This is a genomic window from Sulfitobacter rhodophyticola, from assembly GCF_041281685.2.
Taxonomy (GTDB): Bacteria; Pseudomonadota; Alphaproteobacteria; order Rhodobacterales; family Rhodobacteraceae; genus Sulfitobacter.
Genome location: NZ_CP166251.2, coordinates 1,770,899 through 1,792,195 on the forward strand (window position 1 = coordinate 1,770,899; position 21,297 = coordinate 1,792,195).

Consider the following 21,297-nt stretch of genomic DNA (forward strand, 5'->3'; position numbering starts at 1 on the left):
GGCCTGCTCCCTCGTGGTCTTAGGCGGTCGCCTGTTCGCGCATGTCGTCCCGGTTGATACCCGCAACGGAGACCGGCTTTTTCATCGCATCACGACGGAAAGGCTCGCCCAGTTCCTGGTTGAGCACAACCTCAATGAAGGTGGTCACACCATCCTTCATCTGCTCCTTCACCGCCGTATTGAGCGCTTCGGTAAGTTGCTCCATGCCTGTGACCTGCACGCCCTTCAGGCCGCAGCCTTTGGCGATTTCGGCGTAGTTCACCCCTTCGTTCAGTTCCGTGCCGACGAAGTTGTCTTCGAACCACAGCGTGGTGTTTCGCTTTTCCGCGCCCCATTGGTAGTTGCGGAAGATCACCATGGTGATCGCAGGCCAGTCGCCGCGCCCGCAGGCTGTCATCTCGTTCATCGAAATGCCGAAGGCACCGTCGCCGGCAAAACCAACCACGGGCACGTCCGGGCAGCCGATCTTGGCACCCAGGATCGCGGGCAGGCCGTACCCACAAGGCCCAAAAAGACCCGGCGCGAGGTATTTGCGGCCCTTGTCGAAGGACGGATAGGCGTTGCCGATGGCACAGTTGTTGCCGATGTCGGAGGAGATGATCGCATCTTTGGGAAGCGCGGACATGATCGCGCGCCATGCCTGACGGGGGGACATGTGATCGGGCTTGGCTTTGCGCGCCCGCTCGTTCCAGTCGATGCCTTCGTCTTCGTCATCCTCGTGATCCATCGAAGACAATTCCTGCGCCCAGCGGGATTTGGTCAGGGCGACCAGATCGGTCCGCTCCTTGCGGCCCTTGTCGCCGGCCCCGGCAGAGAGGTTTTCCAGCAGCTGTTCTGCCACCCGCTTGGCGTCGCCCTGAATGGCCACGTCAACTTTCTTGGTTAGGCCAATCCGGTCGGAGTTGATGTCCACCTGGATGATCTTGGCATCCTGTGGCCAGTAGTTGATGCCATAGCCGGGGAGAGTGGAGAAGGGGTTCAGACGGTTGCCGAGCGCAAGTACGACATCAGCTTTCTGAATGATCTCCATCGCCGCCTTGGAGCCGTTGTAGCCCAGCGGACCGATTGCCAGCGGGTGGGAGCCGGGGAAAGCGTCGTTGTGCTGGTAGTTGCACGCGACAGGCGCATCCAGCGCTTCGGCCAGCTTGGCGGAGGCGTCGATGGCACCGGACAGCACCACACCGGCACCGTTTAGGATAACCGGGAATTCCGCCTCGGACAGCAGCTTGGCGGCGTCCTTCACGGCCTGCTCGCCACCCTGCGGGCGTTCCAGACGGATGATCTGGGGCAGCTCGATGTCGATCACCTGCGTCCAGTAATCACGCGGGATGTTGATTTGCGCGGGCGCAGAGCCACGCCATGCTTTCTCGATCACCCGGTTCAGCACTTCGGCCATGCGGGAAGGATCGCGCACCTCTTCCTGATAGCAGACCATGTCTTCGAACAGTTTCATCTGTTCGATCTCCTGAAAACCACCCTGACCGATGGTCTTGTTCGCCGCCTGTGGTGTGACCAGCAACAGGGGTGTGTGGTTCCAGTAGGCGGTCTTGATTGGCGTCACGAAGTTGGTGATGCCGGGGCCGTTCTGGGCAATCGCCATCGACATCTTGCCCGACGCGCGGGTGTAGCCATCAGCGATCATGCCGCCGGAGGTCTCATGCGCGCAATCCCAGAACTTGATCCCCGCCGCGGGAAACAGATCGGAGATCGGCATCATTGCCGAACCGATAATGCCAAAAGCATTGTCGATGCCATGCATCTGGAGAACTTTTACAAAGGCCTCTTCGGTCGTCATTTTCATAGCGGAGCTTCCTTGGAATAGGGGAGTGGTTTGCGAATCTATCGTACCTTGAGGTGCAACCTAGGCTGTCGCTCCCGGTGGCGTTAGGGCCAAAAATCAAAACCAATTAAGACCAGTCATTTGCTCAAGGCGATTTCTTCTGCCAGCAGCCCGACCCCGTCGGCAATGCGACTTGTGGGGATGGAGGAGTAGGCAAGGCGGTAGTAGTTCGCCGCTTGAGCGTCACGGGCAAAGAACGGGCGGCCCGGTTCAATCAGAACACTGCGCGCCTGCAGCCTTTTTGCCAGCTCGTCCGTGTTCACGTTTGTGGGTGCACGCATCCAGAACGAAGAACCGCCGAAATAGCCGCGCCCCGAAACGGTCAGGTCATGCTTCGCCAGTGCCGCTTCCATGACCTCGCGACGGTCCTGCAGGGCTGATCCCATACGCCGGATCAGCGCATCATAGTGGCCCAAAGACAGAAAGTAGGCGGCGGTGCGCTGAATGTGACCGGGCGGATGACGCAGCACGGAAGCACGCAGGGCGCGGGCCTCCCGGATGAAGGGTTCTGAGCCAACGAGATATCCAAGTCTCAGCCCCGGGAAAAGCGACTTGGAGAAGCTGCCGACGTAGATCACGCGCCCTTCGGTATCGAGAGACTTGAGCGCCGGTGAGGGGGGTTTGAGAAACGACATCTCGAACTCATAATCATCCTCGACGATCAACATGTCCATTTCACGCGCGCGGTCCAGCAAGGCGCGGCGGCGATCCATGGGCATGGTGGCGTTTGTGGGGCATTGATGGCTGGGCGTGGTGAACACAACATCTGTACCGGGCGGAATCGCTTCGGGTGGCAATCCGTCCGCGTCAACGCGTACGGGCGCGACATGGCATCTGGATTGTGACAGGATGTCCCGCAATGCAGGATAACAGGGATCTTCAAGCGCGGCGCTGCGCCGCTGGGTCAGCAACACCTGTGTCGTCAGCCACAGCGCGTTTTGTGCGCCCAGCGTGATCAGGATTTGTTCCGGCCGGGCAGAAATCCCGCGTCGCGGCAGGGTGTGCCGGGCAATGAATTCAACCAGCTGCGGATCGTCCTGATCGAAATAGTCAGTGGTCAGCGCCGCAAAGTCCCGCTGCCCCAGTGCCTGAAGCGCGCAGAGCCGCCAGTTGGCATGATCAAACAGCGACGGATCGGCCTGCCCGTAGATGAATGGATAGCGGAACCGCGCCCAGTCATGGGGTTTGGTGAAAGCCGCGCCACCGCTGAACCGCTGGCCGATGGCGCGGTTCCAGTCAACGGCATCGTGTTCTTCGCGGGGCGGAGAAAAGCTGGGTGGAGAGGGGGCGTTTTCGGACACGTAGTAGCCTGAGCGACCCTTGGAAACGAGGTAGTCATTGGCCAGCAATTCGGTGTAGGCGATCGTTACAGTGATCCGGCTTACCCCAAGATGAAGCGCCAGTTTCCGCGTCGACGGCAACTTTTCCCCGCGTTGAAAGCGGCCCGACAGGATCCCTTGCGCAATCATCTGCTGGATCTGTTGCTGTAGCGTGCCCTGCGCCTCCGGGTGCAGGAAGAATGTTTCGACGGGAAGGGCCATGTCACATTCTACACTGGACTTAGGGCTGGTTCAAACTGGATTTATCGAGAGGCGAAATGGAGGTTTACGCTCGTCTAATGATACAACAATGTGATGCACTTGTAAAAGAAATTGAGACATCTGGTATCAATAATTGAAAAATTCGACGGGTTCTATGTCGGCATGAAACCCGTCGAACTGAAAACCGGCAATTCGCAGTATCGAAAATAGATAGCAAATACATGTATCTAGACTGGTTCCGGCTCTTTGCTGAACATTCATCCGCAACCTCCGGTATCCGTCTTTGGTCATGCCGCAGCCAGCAGCGCGCGTCCGATCTTCTCCACGTGAACATGATCCGTGCCGCAACAACCGCCAAACACGTTCATCCTCGGGTGTGCGGTCCGGAGTTCGACGTACTGATCCGCCAATTCATCCGGGTTGCCTTCTTCCAGATGACCCAGTTTGCACAGGGTGCCATGATCGAGGGTGGACGCATTGGCCCGTAATCCCCGGATCCGATCCGACCAAGGAGCCGCATCAAGGGCAGGGCCGAAATCGACGGGGTGTGAACAATTGATCATGTAATAGGCCGGCGCGCTGTCAGTTGCTGCATCAACCGTCTCAATTGCCTGTTTCAGGGTTTCGCCGCTTTGAAGTTTGCGGTTCTTTTCAAGCGTGAATGCGATGACGGATGGAATGCCAACCCGGTCCGCCGCCTTGGCGATGCCGATCGCCTCCTGGGTTGAATTCAGCGTCAGCGCGGTGACGATATCGGCACCCGCATCTGCGAACGTGTCGATCTGTTCGCGATGATAGTCTTCGGCGCTTTGTGCGGTGATGTCATCATTGGTTTCATAAGCATCGCCCTTTGGTCCGATACAGCCACTGATCACGGTGTTTTCATCCGTCAATCCCGCAGCCTGAGCACATGTGCGGTAAAGGTCAAAACACCTGCGGTTCATTTCTGCAAGGTCCTGGGGAGAATACCCAAGCAATGCGCCCCAGTCCCTGCTGGCGCGGTAGGTCAGGCTGTCGAAGATGAAGGGCGTTCCAAGATCCACGGCAATCCGCGCGAAGGCGGTGTAGTATTCTTGCAGCGCCGCAGCGGATGGTTCGTCATTCAAAAGATGAAACGCGCTGAAATGGGGAAGTTCGAACCCGCGCTTGTACATAAGCCAGGTTTCCGTCCCGCCATCCGTCAGGAAAATGTCATCCGTCTGATGCGGCAGTCGTGGTGAGGTCCGAGCCATGATATACTCCTTTCGCGAAGATTGATCCGTGAACGAAGCGTAGGTTTTCCCGGCCCTATCTGACAAACGATCAAAAATTCGCCTATGGCTGAAATTTTCTAGGGCATCGAAAATGACCAGACGCCTGCCATCGCTGAACCAATTGCGCGCGTTCGAGGCAGCGGCGCGGCATCAGAGCATCAAGATGGGTGCTGACGAATTATGTGTGACACCCGCCGCCGTCGGCCATCAGGTCAAAGCGCTGGAGCTTGCGCTCAATACGGATCTTTTTCGGCGCAAGACCCGCAAGATCGAACTGACCGATGACGGCCGGCGCCTGTTCGAACATCTGGAAAAGGCGCTGGATGCCATTGAATATGCCGTTGCGCAGGTTCGCCCTGCTGATCTGACGGCGATGCTCAGGATTACGATTGCGCCCTTCTTTGGCAATCGCTGGCTTTTGCCGCGCTTGCCCGAATTCCACAAGCAGCATCCCGGTATTGAGGTCAGGCCATCGCTGTCATTCGACTACGTGGATCTGGCGAAATCCGGATTTGATGCTGCTGTACGTTATGGCGCGGGAGAATGGGACGGGATGAATGCCGAATTGGTTTGTAACGATACTGTCAGCCCGGTCTGTGCACCCCAATTGGTTGACGGGTGTTCTTTGCCGCTCCCGGCTGAGGATATTCTGGCGTTGCCGTTGGCTTGCGGCCGACAGTGGCGTGCGGATTGGGTGGCTTGGGCCGAGGCATCCGGATCAGACATCACGCATCCGGATCACATCACCGAATATGACAGCCGGGCATTCATGTTTGACGCGGCCCTTTCCGGCCATGCCGTGATACTGGCGGATCTGAGAATGACCGCCGCGGATGTGGCGGCCGGAAGCCTGGTCCGGCTTAGTCCGGTTGAGGTTGAACGGCCACAGGGGGTCTACGTCGTGTCGCAGGAAACGCCAAAGCCGAACCCGCATCTTCAGGCATTCACCGCCTGGCTGATTGGGCAGGCGCACGTGTATTGAACGCCGCAGTTCGGCAAAAGAACCGATGTCCTTGGAAATCTAGTCGGCATGCGGCGCAACGAGGGACCCTTTCAGATCATCAAGAAAGGTTGAGACCTTTTTTTGATCGAGCTTGTAGAACACCCAGTTCCTGATCTTCTTCGAATTCACGAATCCAGCTTCCGCCAACACCTGCATATGCTCACTGACCGCAGGCTGGCTCAGGCCGATCTTCTTGGTGATGAATCCCACGCAAACGCCATCTTCAACCAGATCACCATCCCTTTGCGGCGGAAAGTGAGCCGTTGGATCCCTGAGCCAGCGCAGGATCGTCAACCGGTTGGGGTTGGACAGCGCGCGAAGGGCGGCTGCCGTGGGCTCGGATGGATCAGCCATATAGCTACAAACCTATATAGTTCTTTCCCTATTCATGATAGGATGTCGATAGGCGACTTCAACCTTTGGGCCTGGCATATGGCGACGACGATAGAAAAGATTGGGCTGGTGGGTGGCGTCGGCTGGCCCGCAACGCTGATGTATTATGAACGGTTGTGCAAATCCGCGCAGGCGTATCTGCCGGGGGGATCACCGCGCATTTGTATCGAATCCCTCGACATGCGTGAAACGCTTGCCCATCGTGGCCAATCCGATGATCCTGGAAGCTGGTCGGGGTTTGACCGTATTTTTCGGGACGCGCTGGCGCTGACTGAACATGCCGGGTGCACTGTCGCGGCGATTGCGAGCGTCACGCCACATGCAAGGTTTGCCGAGATCACCGCAGGTGCGACGATCCCGGTCGTGAATATCCTTGATGCTGTGACGGGGGCCGCGCATGATCAGGGCCTTGGGTCGGCGATTATGCTTGGCACACCTGTGACAATGCAAAGTACCTGGTTCCATGATGGCCTGCGCGCGGCTGGCATCGCCTGCCAAGACGATCTTGTTCAGGGCGATATCAACGAGATCGCGAAGCTGCTGGAGACTTTCTTTTATTCCGGCCGCGGACCCGAAGGGCGCGCAGATTTGCTGGCATTCTGCCATCGCGTTTCTGCCACGAAGCCGGATGCCGCGATCATTCTTGCCTGCACCGACTTTGCGAGCGCTTTCCCCGAATTCGCAGATTACCCGGTCTTTGAGGTTGAGGGTTTGACGTTCCTGGATGCGGGGACGGCCCACGTCAAAGCAATCCTGACCGCCGCAACAAGGCCAGGCTGAAATTCAAACTCCGGAAGGAAGCCGTGATGACAGATGCAAAATTCGATGCGTGGAGCGCCGGACAAAGCTACGACAGATACATGGGACGCTGGAGCAGGATGATCGCGGCCAGATTTCTTGAATGGCTGGATGCCCCACACGGAGCTGACTGGCTTGAGATTGGATGCGGTACGGGCGCGCTGACGGAAACCATCCTGGCAACCGCATCGCCCAATCGGATCATGGCTACGGATGCGTCGGCGGATTTCGTGGGTCATGCGCGGTCGGCAATCACCGACGCGCGCGCCTCCTTCAAAGTCGTTGATGCCCAGAATCTGGATGTCGAACCGGCAAGCACGGACGTTGTGACATCGGCTCTCGTTGTGAACTTCTTGCCTGACAGGGTTGCCGCGCTGAAAGAGATGCAGCGTGTGTTGAAGCCCGGCGGCATCCTTTCCTTTTATGTCTGGGATTACCCCGGCGGTGGTATTGGATTTATTGACGCGTTCTGGAAAGCAGCCGCAACCCTGGACCCTGAAGCAGCGGGTTTGAATGAAGCCGCGCGGTTCCCGTTCTGTACGTCGGAGGGATTGTCGGAGCTTTGCGGACAGGCCAACCTGACTGAGGCCACGATTGCACCGATCAGTATCACCACCGAATTCCGCGACTTTGATGATTTCTGGCAGCCCTTCACGCTTGGGGCAGGGCCGGCACCGGGGTATTGCATGAGCCTGTCGCCGGATCATCGTGAAGCGCTAAGAAAAGAACTGCAAAAGACAGTGGGGGAGACTGGCCCCATTCAATTGGGCGCGCGTGCCTGGGCCGTGAAGGCAACAGTATGACGGGGCAGCGGATGCTCGTCTCGAACGGCAACCCGATGGAAAAGACAGTCGGGTTCAGCAGGGCAGTACGCGTGGGGTCGTTCATCGCAGTCGGGGGGACCGCGCCTGTCGATCAGGATGGGAACACGGTCGGCGTTGGCGATGTTTTTGCCCAGACCGTTCAGTGTTTTGAGATCATCAAGGCCGCGCTGGAGCAGGCAGGATCCGGGCTGGAGGATATCGTGCGCACGCGGGTCATCCTGACGGATATCGACAATTGGAAAGAGGCCATTGAGGCCCGCAAGGCGTATTGTCTGGATGCCCGCCCCGTTGATACGATCATGGCCGTGAGCCGTTTCGTGAACCCCGAATGGCTGGTGGAGATCGAGGTTGATGCGGTGGTGGCCGGTAGCGGTTCCAGTCAAGAATAGTCGCCGCGCCAGAGCGCGTTGGACGGTTGTTCAAAGCCGTGGGTCAGGGGTCCGCGGTTGTGATAGGATTGATGGAGGGGCCATTACCATGACTGAACCAGACACCTTTGCTGCCTTGGAAAAGCGCGAATGGGCAAACGCAAAAACGGCGCAATCCTATGCACGCGCCTTTGCGCGTGCGGCCGATATGGTCGTGCCACATCTTGTTTCGGCGGTGGCGGCCAAATCGGGCACCGAGGCGCTTGATCTGTGCTGCGGGCACGGCAATGTCACCGCCGGCCTGATTGCGGTGGGGGCAAAAGTCACTGGCCTCGACTTCTCCCCGGCGATGCTGGAAATGGCCCGATCAGCAGCGCCGCAGGCAGAGTTCATCGAGGGTGACGCCATGAACCTGCGCTTTGACGCCGGGATGTTTGATGCCGTTACCATCGGTTTCGGAATGCCGCATGTGCCCGACCCCGTAAAAGTTGTGGCAGAGGCGCGCAGGGTGCTGCGGCCGGGTGGGCGTTTGGCCTTTTCCGTCTGGTGTGGGCCGGAGGTGGACACGGCGCTTGGCTATGTCTTTGGGGCGATCGAAACGCACGGCCACCCTGATATCGCGCTGCCACCGGGACCCGGTGCGAATGATTATGCAGATCCGGCATTGGCCTTCCCCGTGCTTGAGGCGAATGGATTTACAGACCCGCAATCCGAAACCGTGGCATCCATGTGGAAGGTAAGCGATCCCGGCGCACCCTTTGATATGTTTCTTGAGGGGACAGCGCGCGGCGGCGCGCTTTTGCGCCCCCAACCGGACAAGAATGCAGCCGCAATCCGCGCGGCAGTGGTTGCGCAGGTGTTGAGGAAACACGGCGACGGACCTGTGTGGCACGTGCCGCTACCCGCGGTGGTGACATCGGCAGTGGCGGTTTGAATGCGGGAAAAAAAATTTCCACAATCTGCGGCGGTCGATGTGAGCCTGTGATGCGCTGTCGTGAGAGCTTCGACCCCTTGGTGCTACGAAATACGGCCCGGTCTTCTGCCCATTGAAAATGGATAGGCGCCCGCCTTGCTTCTGCCTTCAGGTGCTGTGAAGGCTGGCGATTCTCGTTCTCAATTCCGGTACGACTTCCGTCTCAAACCAAGGGTTGGATTTGATCCACCTGTTGTTGCGTGGACTGGGATGGGGCAGCACGATCTTGTCTGGCCAATGATCGCGCCAGTGTTGCACCACCTGCGTAAGCGTTCGATCCTTGTATGCTGGTAGGTGCCAGTCCAACGCATACCGCCCGATGATCACGGTGAATTCGACCGATCCAAGCTGATCCAGAATTCTCCGGCGCCAGGTGCGTGCGCAGATCTCTCGTGGGGGCATGTCCCCACCTTGCCCTGTACCGGGAAAACAGAAGCCCATCGGAAGGATTGCCACTTTGTCCGGGTCATAGAATGCTGCTGTTTCCAATCCCATCCACGCACGCAGTCTGACCCCGGAGGGATCATCGAAGGGGATGCCTTTGGCGTGGGTGATGCGCCCAGGCGCCTGCCCGACAATCAGAATTCTGGCGCATGGGCTGAATTGCAGGATCGGCTTTGGACCGAGAGGCAAATCTTTGCACAGCGTGCAGGCACGGATTTCGCGGATCAATTGCGTATCGGATGGTGTCTGAACTGTCATCGCCATTCCCCCCGACGGATGGGGGCGAATCCGCCCCCATGTCGATATCTTCGCGCCCGTTCAGGCCGGCTGTGAAGCGGCTTCGGGCTTGTGCAGCCCCACGACAACAAGCACTGACAACCCAAGCAACAGGTAGTACCAGAACGCTGTCCCGGCGAAACCCAGCGCCAATGGTGCCACGATGAACACGACGCCCACCATGGCATCAACGGCAAGGTGAAAACCGTAGGGCAACACCCGGAAGATACCAAGATGATGGTCCGTCAGAACCGTAAGGCCGAAAGCCGCGATGCCGGATGCGACAGACAGCCAGAAGGCAAGCGCGTTTCCGTCGCCAAGGCCCAGAACGATGGGCAGGATGACAAGCGCGAGGGCCACGGGATAGTCGAGGTAAGCGTGAATTGATTTTGTAATGAAGCGGGGAGGCATGATCGGACCTTTCTGTTTCAGCTACGCCCTATCGGCGTCGATGAAATGAAACTAAGGGTGGGTTTTCGTCCGATCCATGCTGGATAGTTCCAGTTTTTTTGCACTTCGTTCAAATTCGAGGGGCTTTCAGGACGATAGCACTTTCCTGAAGCCTGCCGGTGTCAGCCCGGTTTCTTTCTTGAAGACCCGTGCAAAGGCGGAATCGGATGCATATCCGGCCATTTCCGCTGCATCCGTCAGCGCGGTGTCCGGCTTGGCCAACACCCGTTTTGCCACCTCCATGCGCCAACTGGTGACATATTGCATCGGTGTCATGAGCATTTTCTTGTGGAAATGGACGGCAAAGCTGGTGCGCGACATCCCTGCGAGTGTCGCGAGCTTTTCAATCGTCCACTGCTTTTCGGGTGCTTTGTGAAAAGCGTCCAACGCGCGGTGCAGGTTCTTGTCGGAAAACCCGCTTAGCCCCCATTCCGCAGAGGCATCACTTTCAATGAAGCCACGGATCGCCTGCGCAAGAATGGCTTCGGACAGTTTCAGCGCGATCAGGTCCCCGCCCATACGATGCGTGCCTGCCTCATCACCGATCATGCGCAGAGTCGCTTCCATCCATTTTCCGGCTGTCTCACCATAGTTCTTCACATGGATATAGGGCGGCAGGCGCTTCATGAGGATGTGCTGGCCCTGCGGCTCAAATGAGAAGTGGCCGCAAATGAGTTCGGTTTCGTTGTGGTCGTCCTCGCCGCCGTAAACCAGCACACCGGACCCGTCGTATCCGGATCGCGCCAAGACCGTATCAAGCGGCATGATCGTTCTTTCCGGGTCATGACCACAATAAAGCTCATGCGATGCGCCGTGCGGGATGATCACTAAATCGCCCTGCGCAACCGAGATCGGCAGGGGCGCCCCATTGACCCTGATCAGGCAGGCACCGCGGTGGGCGAAATGGAAACGCACCACATTTTCATAATCCGGAACCGCGACGCCCCAGGGTTTGGTAAAGGAGGTGCGGAAGTACAGCGTTCCCCGCATCGAAAGATTGGTGAGGATATCACTGAGCAGATCGAGCATGGCCCAACTTACCGTGTTTCGCCCTTGTGTACAGCCTTCTGAACGATCTGCACGTGATCGCGGATTATCTCACATGGATAATCCGTCCATGCTCCATAATTTGGAGGAACTTGAAACGCTACAGGAGCAAATGAAATGAAATCCTTCCTTACTGCCATGGCCTGCGCCGCCGCGCTGTTTGCAACATCTGCAACCGCTCAGGACGTCGCTGACATGAACGATCTGGAATACGCGCACATTGCCTACACGGCTGACAACATCGACATCCGTTACGCGCATCTTGCGCTTGCGCTCTCGACAAATCCCGCCATCCACGAGTTCGCCAATACGATGATCCGCGATCATACCGCGGTGAATGAGGCAGCTCTTGGACTGTTGGACAAGTTGGGGGCGTCTGCACAGGACAATGAATTCAGCCAGACCCTCAACACGAATGCCGACAAGATCATCGACGGCTTTGTGCAATTGCGGGGCGCGGAGTTTGACGCAGCCTATGCGGAAAACGAACTGGCCTATCACCGGGCTGTCAACGACCTTGTCGAGAACACGATGATCCCGAACATCGAAAATGACGAAGTGCGTGCCTTGTTTCAACAAGGACTTGAGATTTTCAAGGCGCATGAAGGGCATGCGGAGATGATGGCGAAGGCGTTGACTGAATGAAGTCTGCGCCCACGCGCCGCAGTGCATTGGCGGGAGCGGTCGCATCTGCGACGGCTCTTGCCCTTGGGCTGGCGCGCCAGGTCGATGCGGCGCCGTTCGTCCATGATGTCCGCATCACGCGCTTCGCGTTTGACCCCGCGCGTGTTCAGGTGAGGGTGGGTGATACGATCCGTTGGAGGAACGAGGATCTCGCCCCGCATACAGCGACCGCAAATGACTTTGGCTGGGATACCGGGGAAATGGCCCAGGGTGATGTCCGCGACGTGCCTGTTACTGCCGATATGGAGACAGTCTATTTCTGCGTGTTTCATTCGCACATGATGGGAAAACTTGAAATCCTATGACGTGCTGACAGAAACGGGGGCGCACAACCGGCGCCCCCGATCTTTCGGAGCCGTCTCACTTTGGCAGCAGGACAGTGTCGACCACGTGGATCACGCCGTTCGACTGATCCACATCGGCAATCGTGATCTTGCCGGCGTTCCCGTTTTCATCGAACATGTAGATGTTGTTCCCGCGCACCTGTGCGGAAAGGGCGTCACCTGACAGGGTCTGAAGATGTGCAAACCCGTCTGCGCTTTTTGCGGCGGCAGATTTCAGTTTCGCGGCAGTCAGATCACCCGCGATCACATGCGCTGTCAGGATCTTGGTCAACTGATCCTTGTTCTCAGGCTTCAGCAGGGTTTCGACCGTACCGGCAGGAAGGGCGGCGAATGCGTTGTTGACGGGTGCAAAGACGGTGAACGGGCCTTCGCCCATCAGCGCGTCAACCAGCCCTGCGGCTTTTACGGCAGCAACCAGCGTTGTGTGATCGGCTGAATTCACGGCGTTCTCGATGATGTTCTTTTCGGCAAACATCGGTGCGCCGCCCACATCGGGGTTTGCCGCGAAAGCGGTGGTTGCAGTCAGGGCAACTGTCATGAGGGCAGCGGCGGCCTTGATTGGAGTGAACATTGAGTTTCCTTTCATTGATGTTCGTGGCCTCTGGTGAGACTGCTGAAAGAGACGTGAACGCAATCAGATGAGTTTCAGGCGGGCCCCTCACGATTTGTTGTTGTTGGAAAATCCCGGCTTTATTGAAACTGAACGCGCCGAAAATCCGTCCTTTGTGCCAGATGCTGCACAGGATGAGAAAATGCCGATCAGATCAAAGGACACGACGTTGGTGCGTCGTCATACATGGATTACCCGCATCACCCATTGGGTCTGGGCGATCAGCAGCTTCTTTCTTTTGCTGACCGGATTGCAGATCTTCAACGCGCATCCAGCGCTTTATCTTGGGGATCAGAGCGGGTTTGCGTTCAGCAATACGGTTCTGGAGATTGGCGAACAGGATGGCGCGGGGTTCCTGAGCATACTTGGCATGCGTTTTGACGGTTTCGCAGTGCTTGGGTTATCCGGCGGCGCCGCACGGGCGTTTCCACAATGGGCGACGATCCCCAGCGGGATCGACCTTGCCACCGGACGGGTGATCCATTTCTTTTTTGCGTGGATCTTCGTGGGGACGCTGCTGATTTGGACGATCGGCGCGTTTCGGTCAAAGCATATCCAGCGCGATTTGACGCCACGGACAAGCGATTTGACCGGCCTTTTGAGGGACATTCGCGATCATCTGCGGCTGCGCTTTCATCATGGGCCAAGATACGGGCCGCTGCAGCGCCTGTCTTACGGAATCGTCCTTTTTGTCTTGTTCCCTCTGATCGTGGCAACGGGCTTTGCCATGTCCCCGGGATTGAATGCGGCGATGCCTTGGCTGCCTGAACTGCTGGGCGGCAGGCAGACGGCACGCACACTGCACTTTCTGGCGGCCTTTGGCCTTTTGATCTTTGTCGTCGTGCATTTGGTGATGGTCCTGCTTGCGGGGCCGCTGAACGAAATGCGCGCAATCACGACCGGATGGTATCGCGCGACTACGGACAATCGGAAGGATGTTGACCATGATGTTTAACCGTCGACACCTATTGCGCCTTGGTGCATCTGCGGCCACAGCGGCGGGTCTTGCGGGATGCAAGGTATTGGATCCCCTTAGCGCAATTGACAACCCGCTGCGCCATTACATGGCCCGTGCAAATGATCTGACCCTTGCGATGCAAAGGGGTCTGCTGGACCGTGACGCGCTGGCGACTGAATTTGACCGGTCGGAAATCCGGCAATCACAACATCCCAATGGTGTGGTGAACCCGCAAGACGACGATTATCTGACATTGCAAGCAAATGGCTTCCGGGACTACCGGCTAAAAGTCACCGGGCTGGTGGAACGCCCCCTGTCGCTTTCGCTGGCGCAGTTGCGCGCAATGCCGACCCGCAACCAGATCACGCGACACGACTGTGTCGAAGGCTGGAGTTGTATCGCGGAATGGACCGGGGTGCCGTTGTCTCGGGTGCTGGATCGGGCGGTTTTGCGCCCCGGCGCACGCTATGTCCTGCTGCATTGTTTTGACACCATTGAACGCAGCCTGGCGGGTGGTGTGAGGTACTATGAGACAATTGATCTTGTAGACGCCCGTCACCCCCAGACCATCCTTGCTTGGGGTATGAATGGTGCAAACCTGCCAGTTCCCAACGGTGCCCCCTTGAGGCTGAGGGTCGAACGGCAGCTGGGCTACAAGATGGCCAAATACGTTCGAGAAATTGAGATCATTCACGACTTCGCAGCCATCGGCAGGGGACGGGGCGGGTATTGGGAAGACCGTGGCTATGAATGGTATGCCGGGATCTGAGCTTTGAATGACCTGCCGCAACGGAAGCTGAAACTCTTCTGCATCCTCACCCGTCTTGCTGGTTGAGGAACCCACACATGGCACCCCAAGGACGCATGAAATATCTCTTCCAATGGCTCACAAAGAAGAAATCAGAGCGCGCCGATGAGATAGACCTGGACGACATTGCTCCGCTTATCCAGATGGTTGAACCTGCCGACCCGGATCAAGACCTTTTCACCCGGATTGAGCGGTCGATTGATGCCGATATGGCGTCGGTACCGACGCGGAAAAGGGGGCGGGTTGTTACGCCCAAGATCGTGATCGCAACGTTTTTGGCTGGTCTCGTTCTTGGATTGTCCTGCACCTCCCTGCTTCAGTCCCGGCAGCGCGTCGTCACGCAAACTGGGTTGGAAAGCCCATGGATTCCGCTTGGCGCGGTGACCTTGCATGGCAGTGCGCTGCGCGGTTTCGTGCGCGCAAAGTGCGAAGGGCAAACGCATTTCTTCATTACAATGCACGGGTTTCATAGCGAAAAAAACCGAAAGCAGGACATCGATGCCCCCTTGCTCATGGAAAAGGAGGAAAAAATCCGGATGGAGTGCATCTTTTAGCGATCGGGCCGCGTACTTCATGTAAAAGGGAAGCGAGAGGGCAAATTGTGGGTGTAACGAAGTTGGTGCCCCGATCTCAACGAACCGGGCGCGCGGGGGGAAATATGGGGACCGCTGAACAGTCCCGCAAACTGGCCGAATTGCTGGAGGCCTGCGCCTGTGCCGACCGTGCGGCGTTTCGCAGCTTCTATGACATCAGTTCGCGGTATGTGTTCGGTGTCACGCTGGCCATTCTGCGCGACCGTGAAATTGCCAGTGAAGTCGCGCAGGAGACCTATGTGCGCATCTGGCGCCGGGCCAATCAATTTGACCCGAAGAACGGCAACCCCCTGTCATGGATCGGATCCATCGCACGGAATTGCGCGATCGACAGGCTCAGATCGGACCGCGCACGGGGGTTTGTGGAATTCTCCGACAAGGTGCCGGATATCGCCGCAGGACCTGATCCCGCCACACAGATGCTCGACAGGATGGTCATCCGCCGACTGCTTGACGATTTACGGCCGGAATATCGCAGGGCGGTCTTGCTCTGCTACTTCCAGGGCTACAGTTACAATGAGCTTGCAACCGTGCTGGATGTTCCAGTGGGCACGGCAAAAAGCTGGGTGCGCCGCGGACTGGCGGCTTTGAAGGAAGCGATGAAATGAAGAAAACGAGTACCGCAGCGTTTGATGCAATCGAAGCCGCCTTGGGGGGGCTGGACCCGCGTGCGCCCATTCCGGGCACCCGGCCCGACCTGATGGACGAGGTTGCGGAGTTGAAAGAAATGCTGACGCCGCTGCTGCAGACACTGCCACAGGCGGAGCCACCGGAGGACCTGTTTGACGCCATCGAAGCGGAAATAGATGGCACGCCGCAAAACCAGACGCAGGCGATTTATGCCGGAGATGTCGTCTGGGAGCGGCGTTCGGAAAAGATATGGAAGAAGGTCCTTGGCCAAGACCCTGATACCGGTCGTACGATGTATCTTTTGCGCTGTCTGCCCGGCGCGCAGATCAAGCACCACCCGCATCAACGGGCGGAGCATCTTTTCATCATTGAGGGTGAATTGTGGATGGGCGGGAAACTGTTCAAGGCCGGTGATGCGCAGACTTCTGCACCGGGCAGTGAACATGCGGTGATTGATATGCCGAACGGCTGTCTTGTGTTGGTCAGCGCGTGATCCAATCATGCTGCGATGTGCCGCAGCCAGAGGATCCAGAACGCGCCGGACAGCCATGGACCAAAAGCAAGCCGCCGTTTGCGCGCCAGAAGGGCGAACGCGAGGGCCGCAACGGCGGCGAGGGCTACGAGCAACGGTAGGCTCCGCCAGCCCAGCCAGGCCCCTGCCGCGGCCAGAAGTTTCGCATCACCCAACCCGAGCCCGTCTTGGCCCGTCGTGCGGTAGAACCAGCCGCCGGGAATGGCAAAGAAGAGGTATCCCATTGCTGCGCCGATTGACGCGTCTTGCAACCCAATCCCATCCGGGAAGGCGGCAAGACCCAACCCCATGGCGATCAGCGGGACACTCGCCAGATCCGGGATGCGCAGGCTTTCAAGATCGCTCCATGTGATCCAGGCCAGCACCGCGAACAGCATCGCGGAGACGATCAGATCCCGTGCTTCCAGTCCAAGGTCAACCATCAAAGCCCCTGCGCATGCCTTACTCATCTGAAGATACGGGTGGCGCGCCGATATTGTTTCGGGCGGTGAAACTTTTCCGCCGGGCTTTCCGTCTTGTTGGGTGCAGCACCTGATGATTCCTGCAGGCGGGTCACCGCTCCAGGGCTGAACTCCGCTGTCGCATGTCATTTCTCGCAAAAGGATCGTCTTTTTGTGCGCGGGAAAGATGTGCGCAATCCCGATCTGAAAGAGGACTTCAAATGAAAACCAAGAACCTATTGACCCTCAGCACGGCGCTTGTGGCCGCACTTGTGGGCGCGACAGGGACGGTCATGGCATCGTCTCACCGGGAGGCCCCGGCAATCACCGAACACCCCAAGGTGGATGGCTCGGACATGTATCTGTTCCGCAGCTATGAACCTGGCCGCGAAGGCTATGTCACCATGCTGGCGAACTACCAGCCGCTGCAGGTGAACTATGGCGGGCCCAGCTATTACACCATGGACGCCGACGCCATCTATGAAGTGCATATCGACAATGACGGGGACGCCATCGAAGACCTGACGTTCCAGTTCGACTTTGAGAACCGGTTGGCCAACAACGGCGCGGGCATCGGTCTGGATATCGGTGGCGAGAATGTCGCCATTCCGCTGAAATACGCAGGCCCCATTCTGGCAAATGACCAATCGCTGCTGAACGAAAGCGAAAGCTACACCCTCACGCTGATCGAAGGGGACCGGCGCAGCGGCACCCGGACCACGCTTACCCGTTCAGGTTCGGGCAGCACATCCTTCACCAAACCGCTTGATTACATCGGCACCAAGACCCTGCCCAACTACGACGCCTATGCCGATCAGTTCATTTCTGATTTCGATCTTCCGGGCTGTGATCTGCCGGGTCGGGTATTCGTCGGCCAGCGGTCGGATGCCTTCGCGCTGAACCTTGGAGAAGTCTTTGACCTGATCAACTTCGTGCCCATCGAAGGCGACAGCGCCCCCGGTGCCGGAGATGGTGGCGGCTTTGACGGCGGCATTACCCAGAGCCGCGACAACGACGATGTATTCGGCAAGGTCAACGTCACGACCATCGCGGTTGAAGTGCCCATCGATTGTGTGACCGAGGGAGACGATCCGGTGATCGGTGCCTGGACCACATCGAGCCTTGCGCAGGGCGAGCTTGAGAACCCCTCTCCCAGCTATGAAGACACATCGCGCGTTGGCGGCGCGCTGGTTCAGCAATCGCGTATCTCCACGCCGCTGGTGAACGAGGTCGTGATCGGCATTCCCGACAAGGACCGTTTCAACGGGTCAGAGCCGATCGATGACGGCAGCTTTGCTACCTATGTGACCAATCCGACCTTCCCACGGTTGGTCGAAATCCTGTTTGGCCCGCCGCTGGGTGCAACGGACGCGCTTGCGCCGACCAACCTGCCCCGGACGGATCTTGTGGCGACGTTCCTGACCGGCCTGCCGGGTCTGAACCAGCCGCAGAATGTGGTGGGTTCGGAAATGCTGCGCGTCAACACCGCAGTTCCGGTGACGCCGCGGGATCAGCAGCACAGCTTTGGTGTTGTGGCTGAAGACCTTGCAGGTTTCCCGAACGGTCGTCGTCCGGGCGATGACGTGATCGACGTGATCCTGCGTGTCGCAATGGGCGCGCTGTGCCATCCCGTGCCCCTTGGTGCAGAGCTTGGTGTGGAAGGCGCCGAGGAAGACACCTCAACCGATTTGATCAACCTTGGTTTCTGTACGCCCGATCAGGCACCGATTGGCAATGTCGCACTGACAGACGGGGCACCGATTGCCGCCAGCGAGCTGCAAAACCGGTTCCCTTACCTCAATTCGCCCATCCCCGGTTCACCGAATGGTACCGTGGTCAGCAACTGATAGATCCCCTGAGGAGGACGCAAAATGCGCATGAATAATATCAAGCTGGCCACGCTGGGTCTGGTCATCGCGGGGCTTGCTGCCTGTGGCGGTGGCGGCGCGGCGGTCCGTGGGATCGAAAGCCTGGGAACGACGTTCCAGCAGGCCTTTGGCCAGGGTGCGAATGATACGGCCGTTGACATCTCCAACGCCGATCTGGCGCTGCAACTGACCGTGGATCCGTTCGAACTCTGACCCTCCAGTCAAGGTTTGAACAGATGTCGCCGCCGGGACAGGCCCCGGCGGCGATTTCCGTTTCAGTCGATGGGAAGGATGTTCAGAAGGCCTGCATCGGCGTCCCGCAAGATGCGGCGCTTCAGGGTGCGACGCGCGGAACCGACTTCAGCATGCAAGACGACATCAAAGGCATCTGAAGTGAAACCACCTGACGTCGGCGGCACCAGCCCTAGCGCATTCAGGTCTTGCTTTGTCAGCTGACCGGTTGCCATGCGGCGCGCGACCAGTGCTTGCGCTGCCGCAGGATTGGCAAACATGGCCGATAAGACAGGTTCGGTGGCGGAATTGAGGTTGATCGGACCGGGTGTCCCGAGCGCCGCCACATGCGGGCGCAGTCGTGTCAGGTCCGCAACTGAAAACCCCCGGCGCAGCAACTCATCGGTATCGCGCAGCGCGCCCTCGTCCTGAATGGATCTGATGATCTGCGCAGAAAGCGTCTCCGGCAGGTCCAGCGCGGCCAGCAGCCCATCGAATATACGCTGCTCCAGAAAGGCCCCTGCGGTCAGGCTGTTGAGGTTGAACCGGCCGCGTGCGTCATCAACCTCCACCTCAAAGCTGCCAAAGTCGAACGTCACCTTCTGCTGAACTGCGGCTGCCCAGTCCTCCTTCAAGTGATCGACATCAGGGGCGTCCAGCATATCGCGCCGAAGTGCCACGGCAACCGAAGCGATACCCCCACGCGCAAGCGCCTCTGCCTGCGCGACGTCCTGTGACCGTGAGAGGTCCGAAACCGCGCTTTGCTGACCTGCCAGCATGACCTGAACCAGACCGGAGGCCGCCGCCACCACGACCAAAACATTCAACAGGCTGACGCCGCTTTCGGGTTGGCGCGTCACGGGGCGTTTTGCGGGGGTAGATGGAAAACGCGCCAAAGATCCAGTTGTGGCAGTGACACGGTCAGAACACGCGCCTTGTCGCCTTCAATTCTGAACTGGGCCGCAATGGATAAAGGGCGTTGAACCAGGTCCGCGCGATCCGCGAAGACGATCCGACGTTCCACTCCCTCTCCCGTCCCTTGCCAGACGATGCGTTGAGCCACGTATTCCAGCGCGATCCCGTTGTCATCCAAATCCTCAAAGCCGAGCGCCTGTTGCAGATCAAGCGCCAGCAATTGAAACGTGCGATCCTGTTGTTCCAACGCGTCCAGATGACCCGCGACACCCGCTTCGGTCTGCAAGACACTTTCAAGCAGGGTGAATCCCGCGACACCGATCAGCGCCGAAACGGCAAGTGCCGCAAGCATCTCGATCAATGTGACGCCCGCGTTTCGTTTGCGTTGGACTGTCATGCGACACGCAGCACCCCGGTGCCGCTGATCCGCAAGACCGCAAGTGTGCGTTCGCAGGTGCGATCCGACAGGAACCGCGTTGGCCCCAATAGGCCGTTGTACGGTTTGCGTTGTGTAAGGCGGCGCTTACCCCCGATGTCCTGCGCGACTGCGACGGCATCTACGGCAAGCGCCGCGATGACGCCCATCTCCTCGTCCAGCTGTGCGCGATAGCTTGCGGACAACCTGCCGAACCGACCGGGATCCGGCCCGATAAAGCAAGCCTTGTCCAGCCTTTCAAGGGTCTGGGGCGGCAATCCAGCCCATTGCAGCGAACCGATCGTGGTGACGCCTGTCTGAACGGCAGCGACAGCTTGATCCAGTGTCCGGGCATTGGATGTCGGCACATAAAGAATGTCCGGCATCTGTCCGCTGCCGACGTTCTTTAACGCTGCCTCCATCCCGCCCGGCTGTGTTGCCGCGGCAACCGGCGGCAGTGACGTGACCCTTGCCTTCCGCGCACCTTGTCTGAGGGCTGTGTTTGCGCGTGCGCTCAGGGCGTCGGAAGTCTCCAGCAGGGTGACCCGCTTGGCGCCGCTTTGTTTGGCATAGCGCAGTACGGCTTCTACCGACTGCGTCGGGGTGACGCCGAAAACCCACGCTCCCTGCGTCGCCAGGTCGGCATCGTTGGACAAGGTGATTACCGGGATCTCTTTTGCGGCCTGAACCACCGCTGGCGTCTGATCCCGAAACAGCGGCCCCACGATGATGTTTGCCCCGCGCGCGATGGCCTTCTGCGCGGCTGCGGCTGCGGCCCCGGGGGTTTCGCCTGCGTCAATGACGTCGGTGCGTCCTCGTTGCCCGGACATGTCCTCCACCAGCCATACGGTCTTGGCCATCTGCTCACCCAAAGGGGCGCGCGGTCCCGACAGCGGCAAGAGCAGAGCCACGCGGTTTTCGGTTTGCCGGTTGCTGCGGGGTGTCGCTTCATTGCCGCCGGTACAGGCCGAAACCGCCGACAGCGCCATCAGTCCCGCCCCGAACCTTCGTCGGTTCAGATTTGTGTTCTGTGTCATGGTTATCCTCCATTCCATGGAC

The 21,297-nt window shown here is 58.6% G+C and carries 26 protein-coding genes; 14 read left to right on the forward strand and 12 right to left on the reverse strand.

All coding sequences use genetic code 11. The annotated features are described in order from the left end of the window. Positions 1-19 precede the first annotated feature (19 nt). From xsc to AB4X18_RS09740, 3 genes are all read right to left on the reverse strand, one after another. Positions 20-1,801: a sulfoacetaldehyde acetyltransferase gene (gene xsc, locus AB4X18_RS09730; protein WP_370399892.1), complete on the reverse strand. Its 1,782-nt coding sequence runs from the start codon at positions 1,799-1,801 to the stop codon at positions 20-22. 116 nt (positions 1,802-1,917) lie between these two features. Beyond that, the gene (locus AB4X18_RS09735) at positions 1,918-3,381 is read right to left on the reverse strand and encodes a PLP-dependent aminotransferase family protein (protein WP_370399893.1); all 1,464 of its coding nucleotides are present in this window, start codon (positions 3,379-3,381) and stop codon (positions 1,918-1,920) included. Between the two features lie 287 nt (positions 3,382-3,668). Then, positions 3,669-4,613, reverse strand: a complete 945-nt coding sequence (locus AB4X18_RS09740; RefSeq protein WP_432817343.1) for a homocysteine S-methyltransferase family protein — start codon at positions 4,611-4,613, stop codon at positions 3,669-3,671. 112 nt (positions 4,614-4,725) lie between these two features. Between AB4X18_RS09740 and AB4X18_RS09745 the strand changes: the two genes are divergently transcribed. After that, positions 4,726-5,616, forward strand: coding sequence for a LysR substrate-binding domain-containing protein (locus AB4X18_RS09745; RefSeq protein WP_432817344.1), 891 nt, complete (start codon positions 4,726-4,728; stop codon positions 5,614-5,616). A gap of 39 nt (positions 5,617-5,655) precedes the next feature. On the opposite strand, the gene AB4X18_RS09750 is transcribed toward AB4X18_RS09745, so the two are convergent. Then, on the reverse strand, positions 5,656-5,991 hold the full coding sequence (locus AB4X18_RS09750) for an ArsR/SmtB family transcription factor (RefSeq protein WP_370399898.1): 336 nt from the start codon (positions 5,989-5,991) through the stop codon (positions 5,656-5,658). 78 nt (positions 5,992-6,069) lie between these two features. Between AB4X18_RS09750 and AB4X18_RS09755 the strand changes: the two genes are divergently transcribed. From AB4X18_RS09755 to AB4X18_RS09770, 4 genes are all read left to right on the forward strand, one after another. Next, the gene (locus AB4X18_RS09755; protein ID WP_370399899.1) at positions 6,070-6,810 is read left to right on the forward strand and encodes an aspartate/glutamate racemase family protein; all 741 of its coding nucleotides are present in this window, start codon (positions 6,070-6,072) and stop codon (positions 6,808-6,810) included. A gap of 26 nt (positions 6,811-6,836) precedes the next feature. Then, the gene (locus AB4X18_RS09760) at positions 6,837-7,631 is read left to right on the forward strand and encodes a class I SAM-dependent methyltransferase (protein WP_432817345.1); all 795 of its coding nucleotides are present in this window, start codon (positions 6,837-6,839) and stop codon (positions 7,629-7,631) included. Then, a complete protein-coding gene (locus AB4X18_RS09765; protein WP_370399901.1) occupies positions 7,628-8,041 on the forward strand; it encodes a RidA family protein in 414 nt (137 codons plus the stop codon). The genes AB4X18_RS09760 and AB4X18_RS09765 overlap by 4 nt, the downstream gene beginning before the upstream one ends. Positions 8,042-8,129: 88 nt before the next feature. Further along, positions 8,130-8,954, forward strand: a complete 825-nt coding sequence (locus AB4X18_RS09770; protein ID WP_432817346.1) for a class I SAM-dependent methyltransferase — start codon at positions 8,130-8,132, stop codon at positions 8,952-8,954. Between the two features lie 147 nt (positions 8,955-9,101). On the opposite strand, the gene AB4X18_RS09775 is transcribed toward AB4X18_RS09770, so the two are convergent. The 3 genes from AB4X18_RS09775 to AB4X18_RS09785 all read right to left on the reverse strand — a co-directional run bounded on the left by AB4X18_RS09775 (position 9,102) and on the right by AB4X18_RS09785 (position 11,192). Further along, positions 9,102-9,695, reverse strand: a complete 594-nt coding sequence (locus tag AB4X18_RS09775) for a uracil-DNA glycosylase family protein (RefSeq protein WP_370399903.1) — start codon at positions 9,693-9,695, stop codon at positions 9,102-9,104. A 60-nt stretch (positions 9,696-9,755) separates the two neighbouring features. Continuing rightward, positions 9,756-10,124 (reverse strand): SPW repeat domain-containing protein, encoded by a 369-nt coding sequence (locus AB4X18_RS09780; RefSeq protein WP_432817347.1) that lies wholly within the window; start codon positions 10,122-10,124, stop codon positions 9,756-9,758. Between the two features lie 126 nt (positions 10,125-10,250). Next, entirely contained in the window at positions 10,251-11,192 is a 942-nt protein-coding gene (locus tag AB4X18_RS09785) for an AraC family transcriptional regulator (protein WP_370399905.1), read from the reverse strand. 135 nt (positions 11,193-11,327) lie between these two features. On the opposite strand from AB4X18_RS09785, the gene AB4X18_RS09790 reads away from it, so the two are divergent. Next, the gene (locus AB4X18_RS09790) at positions 11,328-11,855 is read left to right on the forward strand and encodes a DUF4142 domain-containing protein (RefSeq protein WP_370399906.1); all 528 of its coding nucleotides are present in this window, start codon (positions 11,328-11,330) and stop codon (positions 11,853-11,855) included. After that, positions 11,852-12,199 (forward strand): copper-binding protein, encoded by a 348-nt coding sequence (locus tag AB4X18_RS09795; protein WP_370399907.1) that lies wholly within the window; start codon positions 11,852-11,854, stop codon positions 12,197-12,199. Before AB4X18_RS09790 ends, AB4X18_RS09795 begins: the two co-directional genes overlap by 4 nt. A 55-nt stretch (positions 12,200-12,254) precedes the next feature. Here AB4X18_RS09795 and AB4X18_RS09800 read toward each other — a convergent pair whose 3' ends face one another. Further along, complete coding sequence (locus AB4X18_RS09800) at positions 12,255-12,809, reverse strand: fasciclin domain-containing protein (RefSeq protein ID WP_370399908.1); 555 nt, start codon at positions 12,807-12,809, stop codon at positions 12,255-12,257. A gap of 181 nt (positions 12,810-12,990) precedes the next feature. Here AB4X18_RS09800 and AB4X18_RS09805 point away from each other — a divergent pair, with 181 nt between their 5' ends. The 5 genes from AB4X18_RS09805 (at position 12,991) to AB4X18_RS09825 (ending at position 16,330) form a co-directional block, all read left to right on the forward strand. Beyond that, positions 12,991-13,803: a cytochrome b/b6 domain-containing protein gene (locus AB4X18_RS09805; protein ID WP_370399909.1), complete on the forward strand. Its 813-nt coding sequence runs from the start codon at positions 12,991-12,993 to the stop codon at positions 13,801-13,803. Beyond that, a complete protein-coding gene (locus AB4X18_RS09810) occupies positions 13,793-14,575 on the forward strand; it encodes a molybdopterin-binding protein (RefSeq protein WP_432817348.1) in 783 nt (260 codons plus the stop codon). The genes AB4X18_RS09805 and AB4X18_RS09810 overlap by 11 nt, the downstream gene beginning before the upstream one ends. Positions 14,576-14,670: 95 nt before the next feature. Further along, positions 14,671-15,168 carry a hypothetical protein gene (locus AB4X18_RS09815; RefSeq protein WP_370399911.1) on the forward strand — a complete coding sequence of 166 codons (498 nt, stop codon included), beginning with the start codon at positions 14,671-14,673 and terminating at the stop codon, positions 15,166-15,168. Positions 15,169-15,272: 104 nt separating this feature from the next. Beyond that, on the forward strand, positions 15,273-15,815 hold the full coding sequence (locus AB4X18_RS09820) for an RNA polymerase sigma factor (RefSeq protein ID WP_370399912.1): 543 nt from the start codon (positions 15,273-15,275) through the stop codon (positions 15,813-15,815). Continuing rightward, the gene (locus AB4X18_RS09825; RefSeq protein WP_370399913.1) at positions 15,812-16,330 is read left to right on the forward strand and encodes a cupin domain-containing protein; all 519 of its coding nucleotides are present in this window, start codon (positions 15,812-15,814) and stop codon (positions 16,328-16,330) included. The genes AB4X18_RS09820 and AB4X18_RS09825 overlap by 4 nt, the downstream gene beginning before the upstream one ends. 5 nt (positions 16,331-16,335) lie before the next feature. Here the strand turns inward: AB4X18_RS09825 and AB4X18_RS09830 are convergent, their stop codons facing one another. Next, positions 16,336-16,791: a prepilin peptidase gene (locus tag AB4X18_RS09830; RefSeq protein WP_370399914.1), complete on the reverse strand. Its 456-nt coding sequence runs from the start codon at positions 16,789-16,791 to the stop codon at positions 16,336-16,338. A 239-nt stretch (positions 16,792-17,030) separates the two neighbouring features. Here AB4X18_RS09830 and AB4X18_RS09835 point away from each other — a divergent pair, with 239 nt between their 5' ends. Next, on the forward strand, positions 17,031-18,656 hold the full coding sequence (locus AB4X18_RS09835; RefSeq protein WP_370399915.1) for a DUF4331 domain-containing protein: 1,626 nt from the start codon (positions 17,031-17,033) through the stop codon (positions 18,654-18,656). 30 nt (positions 18,657-18,686) lie between these two features. After that, positions 18,687-18,890 carry a hypothetical protein gene (locus AB4X18_RS09840; protein WP_370399916.1) on the forward strand — a complete coding sequence of 68 codons (204 nt, stop codon included), beginning with the start codon at positions 18,687-18,689 and terminating at the stop codon, positions 18,888-18,890. Between the two features lie 62 nt (positions 18,891-18,952). On the opposite strand, the gene AB4X18_RS09845 is transcribed toward AB4X18_RS09840, so the two are convergent. The 3 genes from AB4X18_RS09845 to AB4X18_RS09855 are packed head-to-tail and all read right to left on the reverse strand — an operon-like array spanning position 18,953 to position 21,275. Then, positions 18,953-19,768: a general secretion pathway protein GspK gene (locus AB4X18_RS09845; RefSeq protein ID WP_370399917.1), complete on the reverse strand. Its 816-nt coding sequence runs from the start codon at positions 19,766-19,768 to the stop codon at positions 18,953-18,955. Further along, positions 19,765-20,220, reverse strand: a complete 456-nt coding sequence (locus AB4X18_RS09850) for a PulJ/GspJ family protein (RefSeq protein WP_370399918.1) — start codon at positions 20,218-20,220, stop codon at positions 19,765-19,767. Before AB4X18_RS09850 ends, AB4X18_RS09845 begins: the two co-directional genes overlap by 4 nt. Continuing rightward, positions 20,217-21,275, reverse strand: coding sequence for an ABC transporter substrate-binding protein (locus AB4X18_RS09855; RefSeq protein ID WP_370399920.1), 1,059 nt, complete (start codon positions 21,273-21,275; stop codon positions 20,217-20,219). Before AB4X18_RS09855 ends, AB4X18_RS09850 begins: the two co-directional genes overlap by 4 nt. Positions 21,276-21,297: the final 22 nt, after the last annotated feature.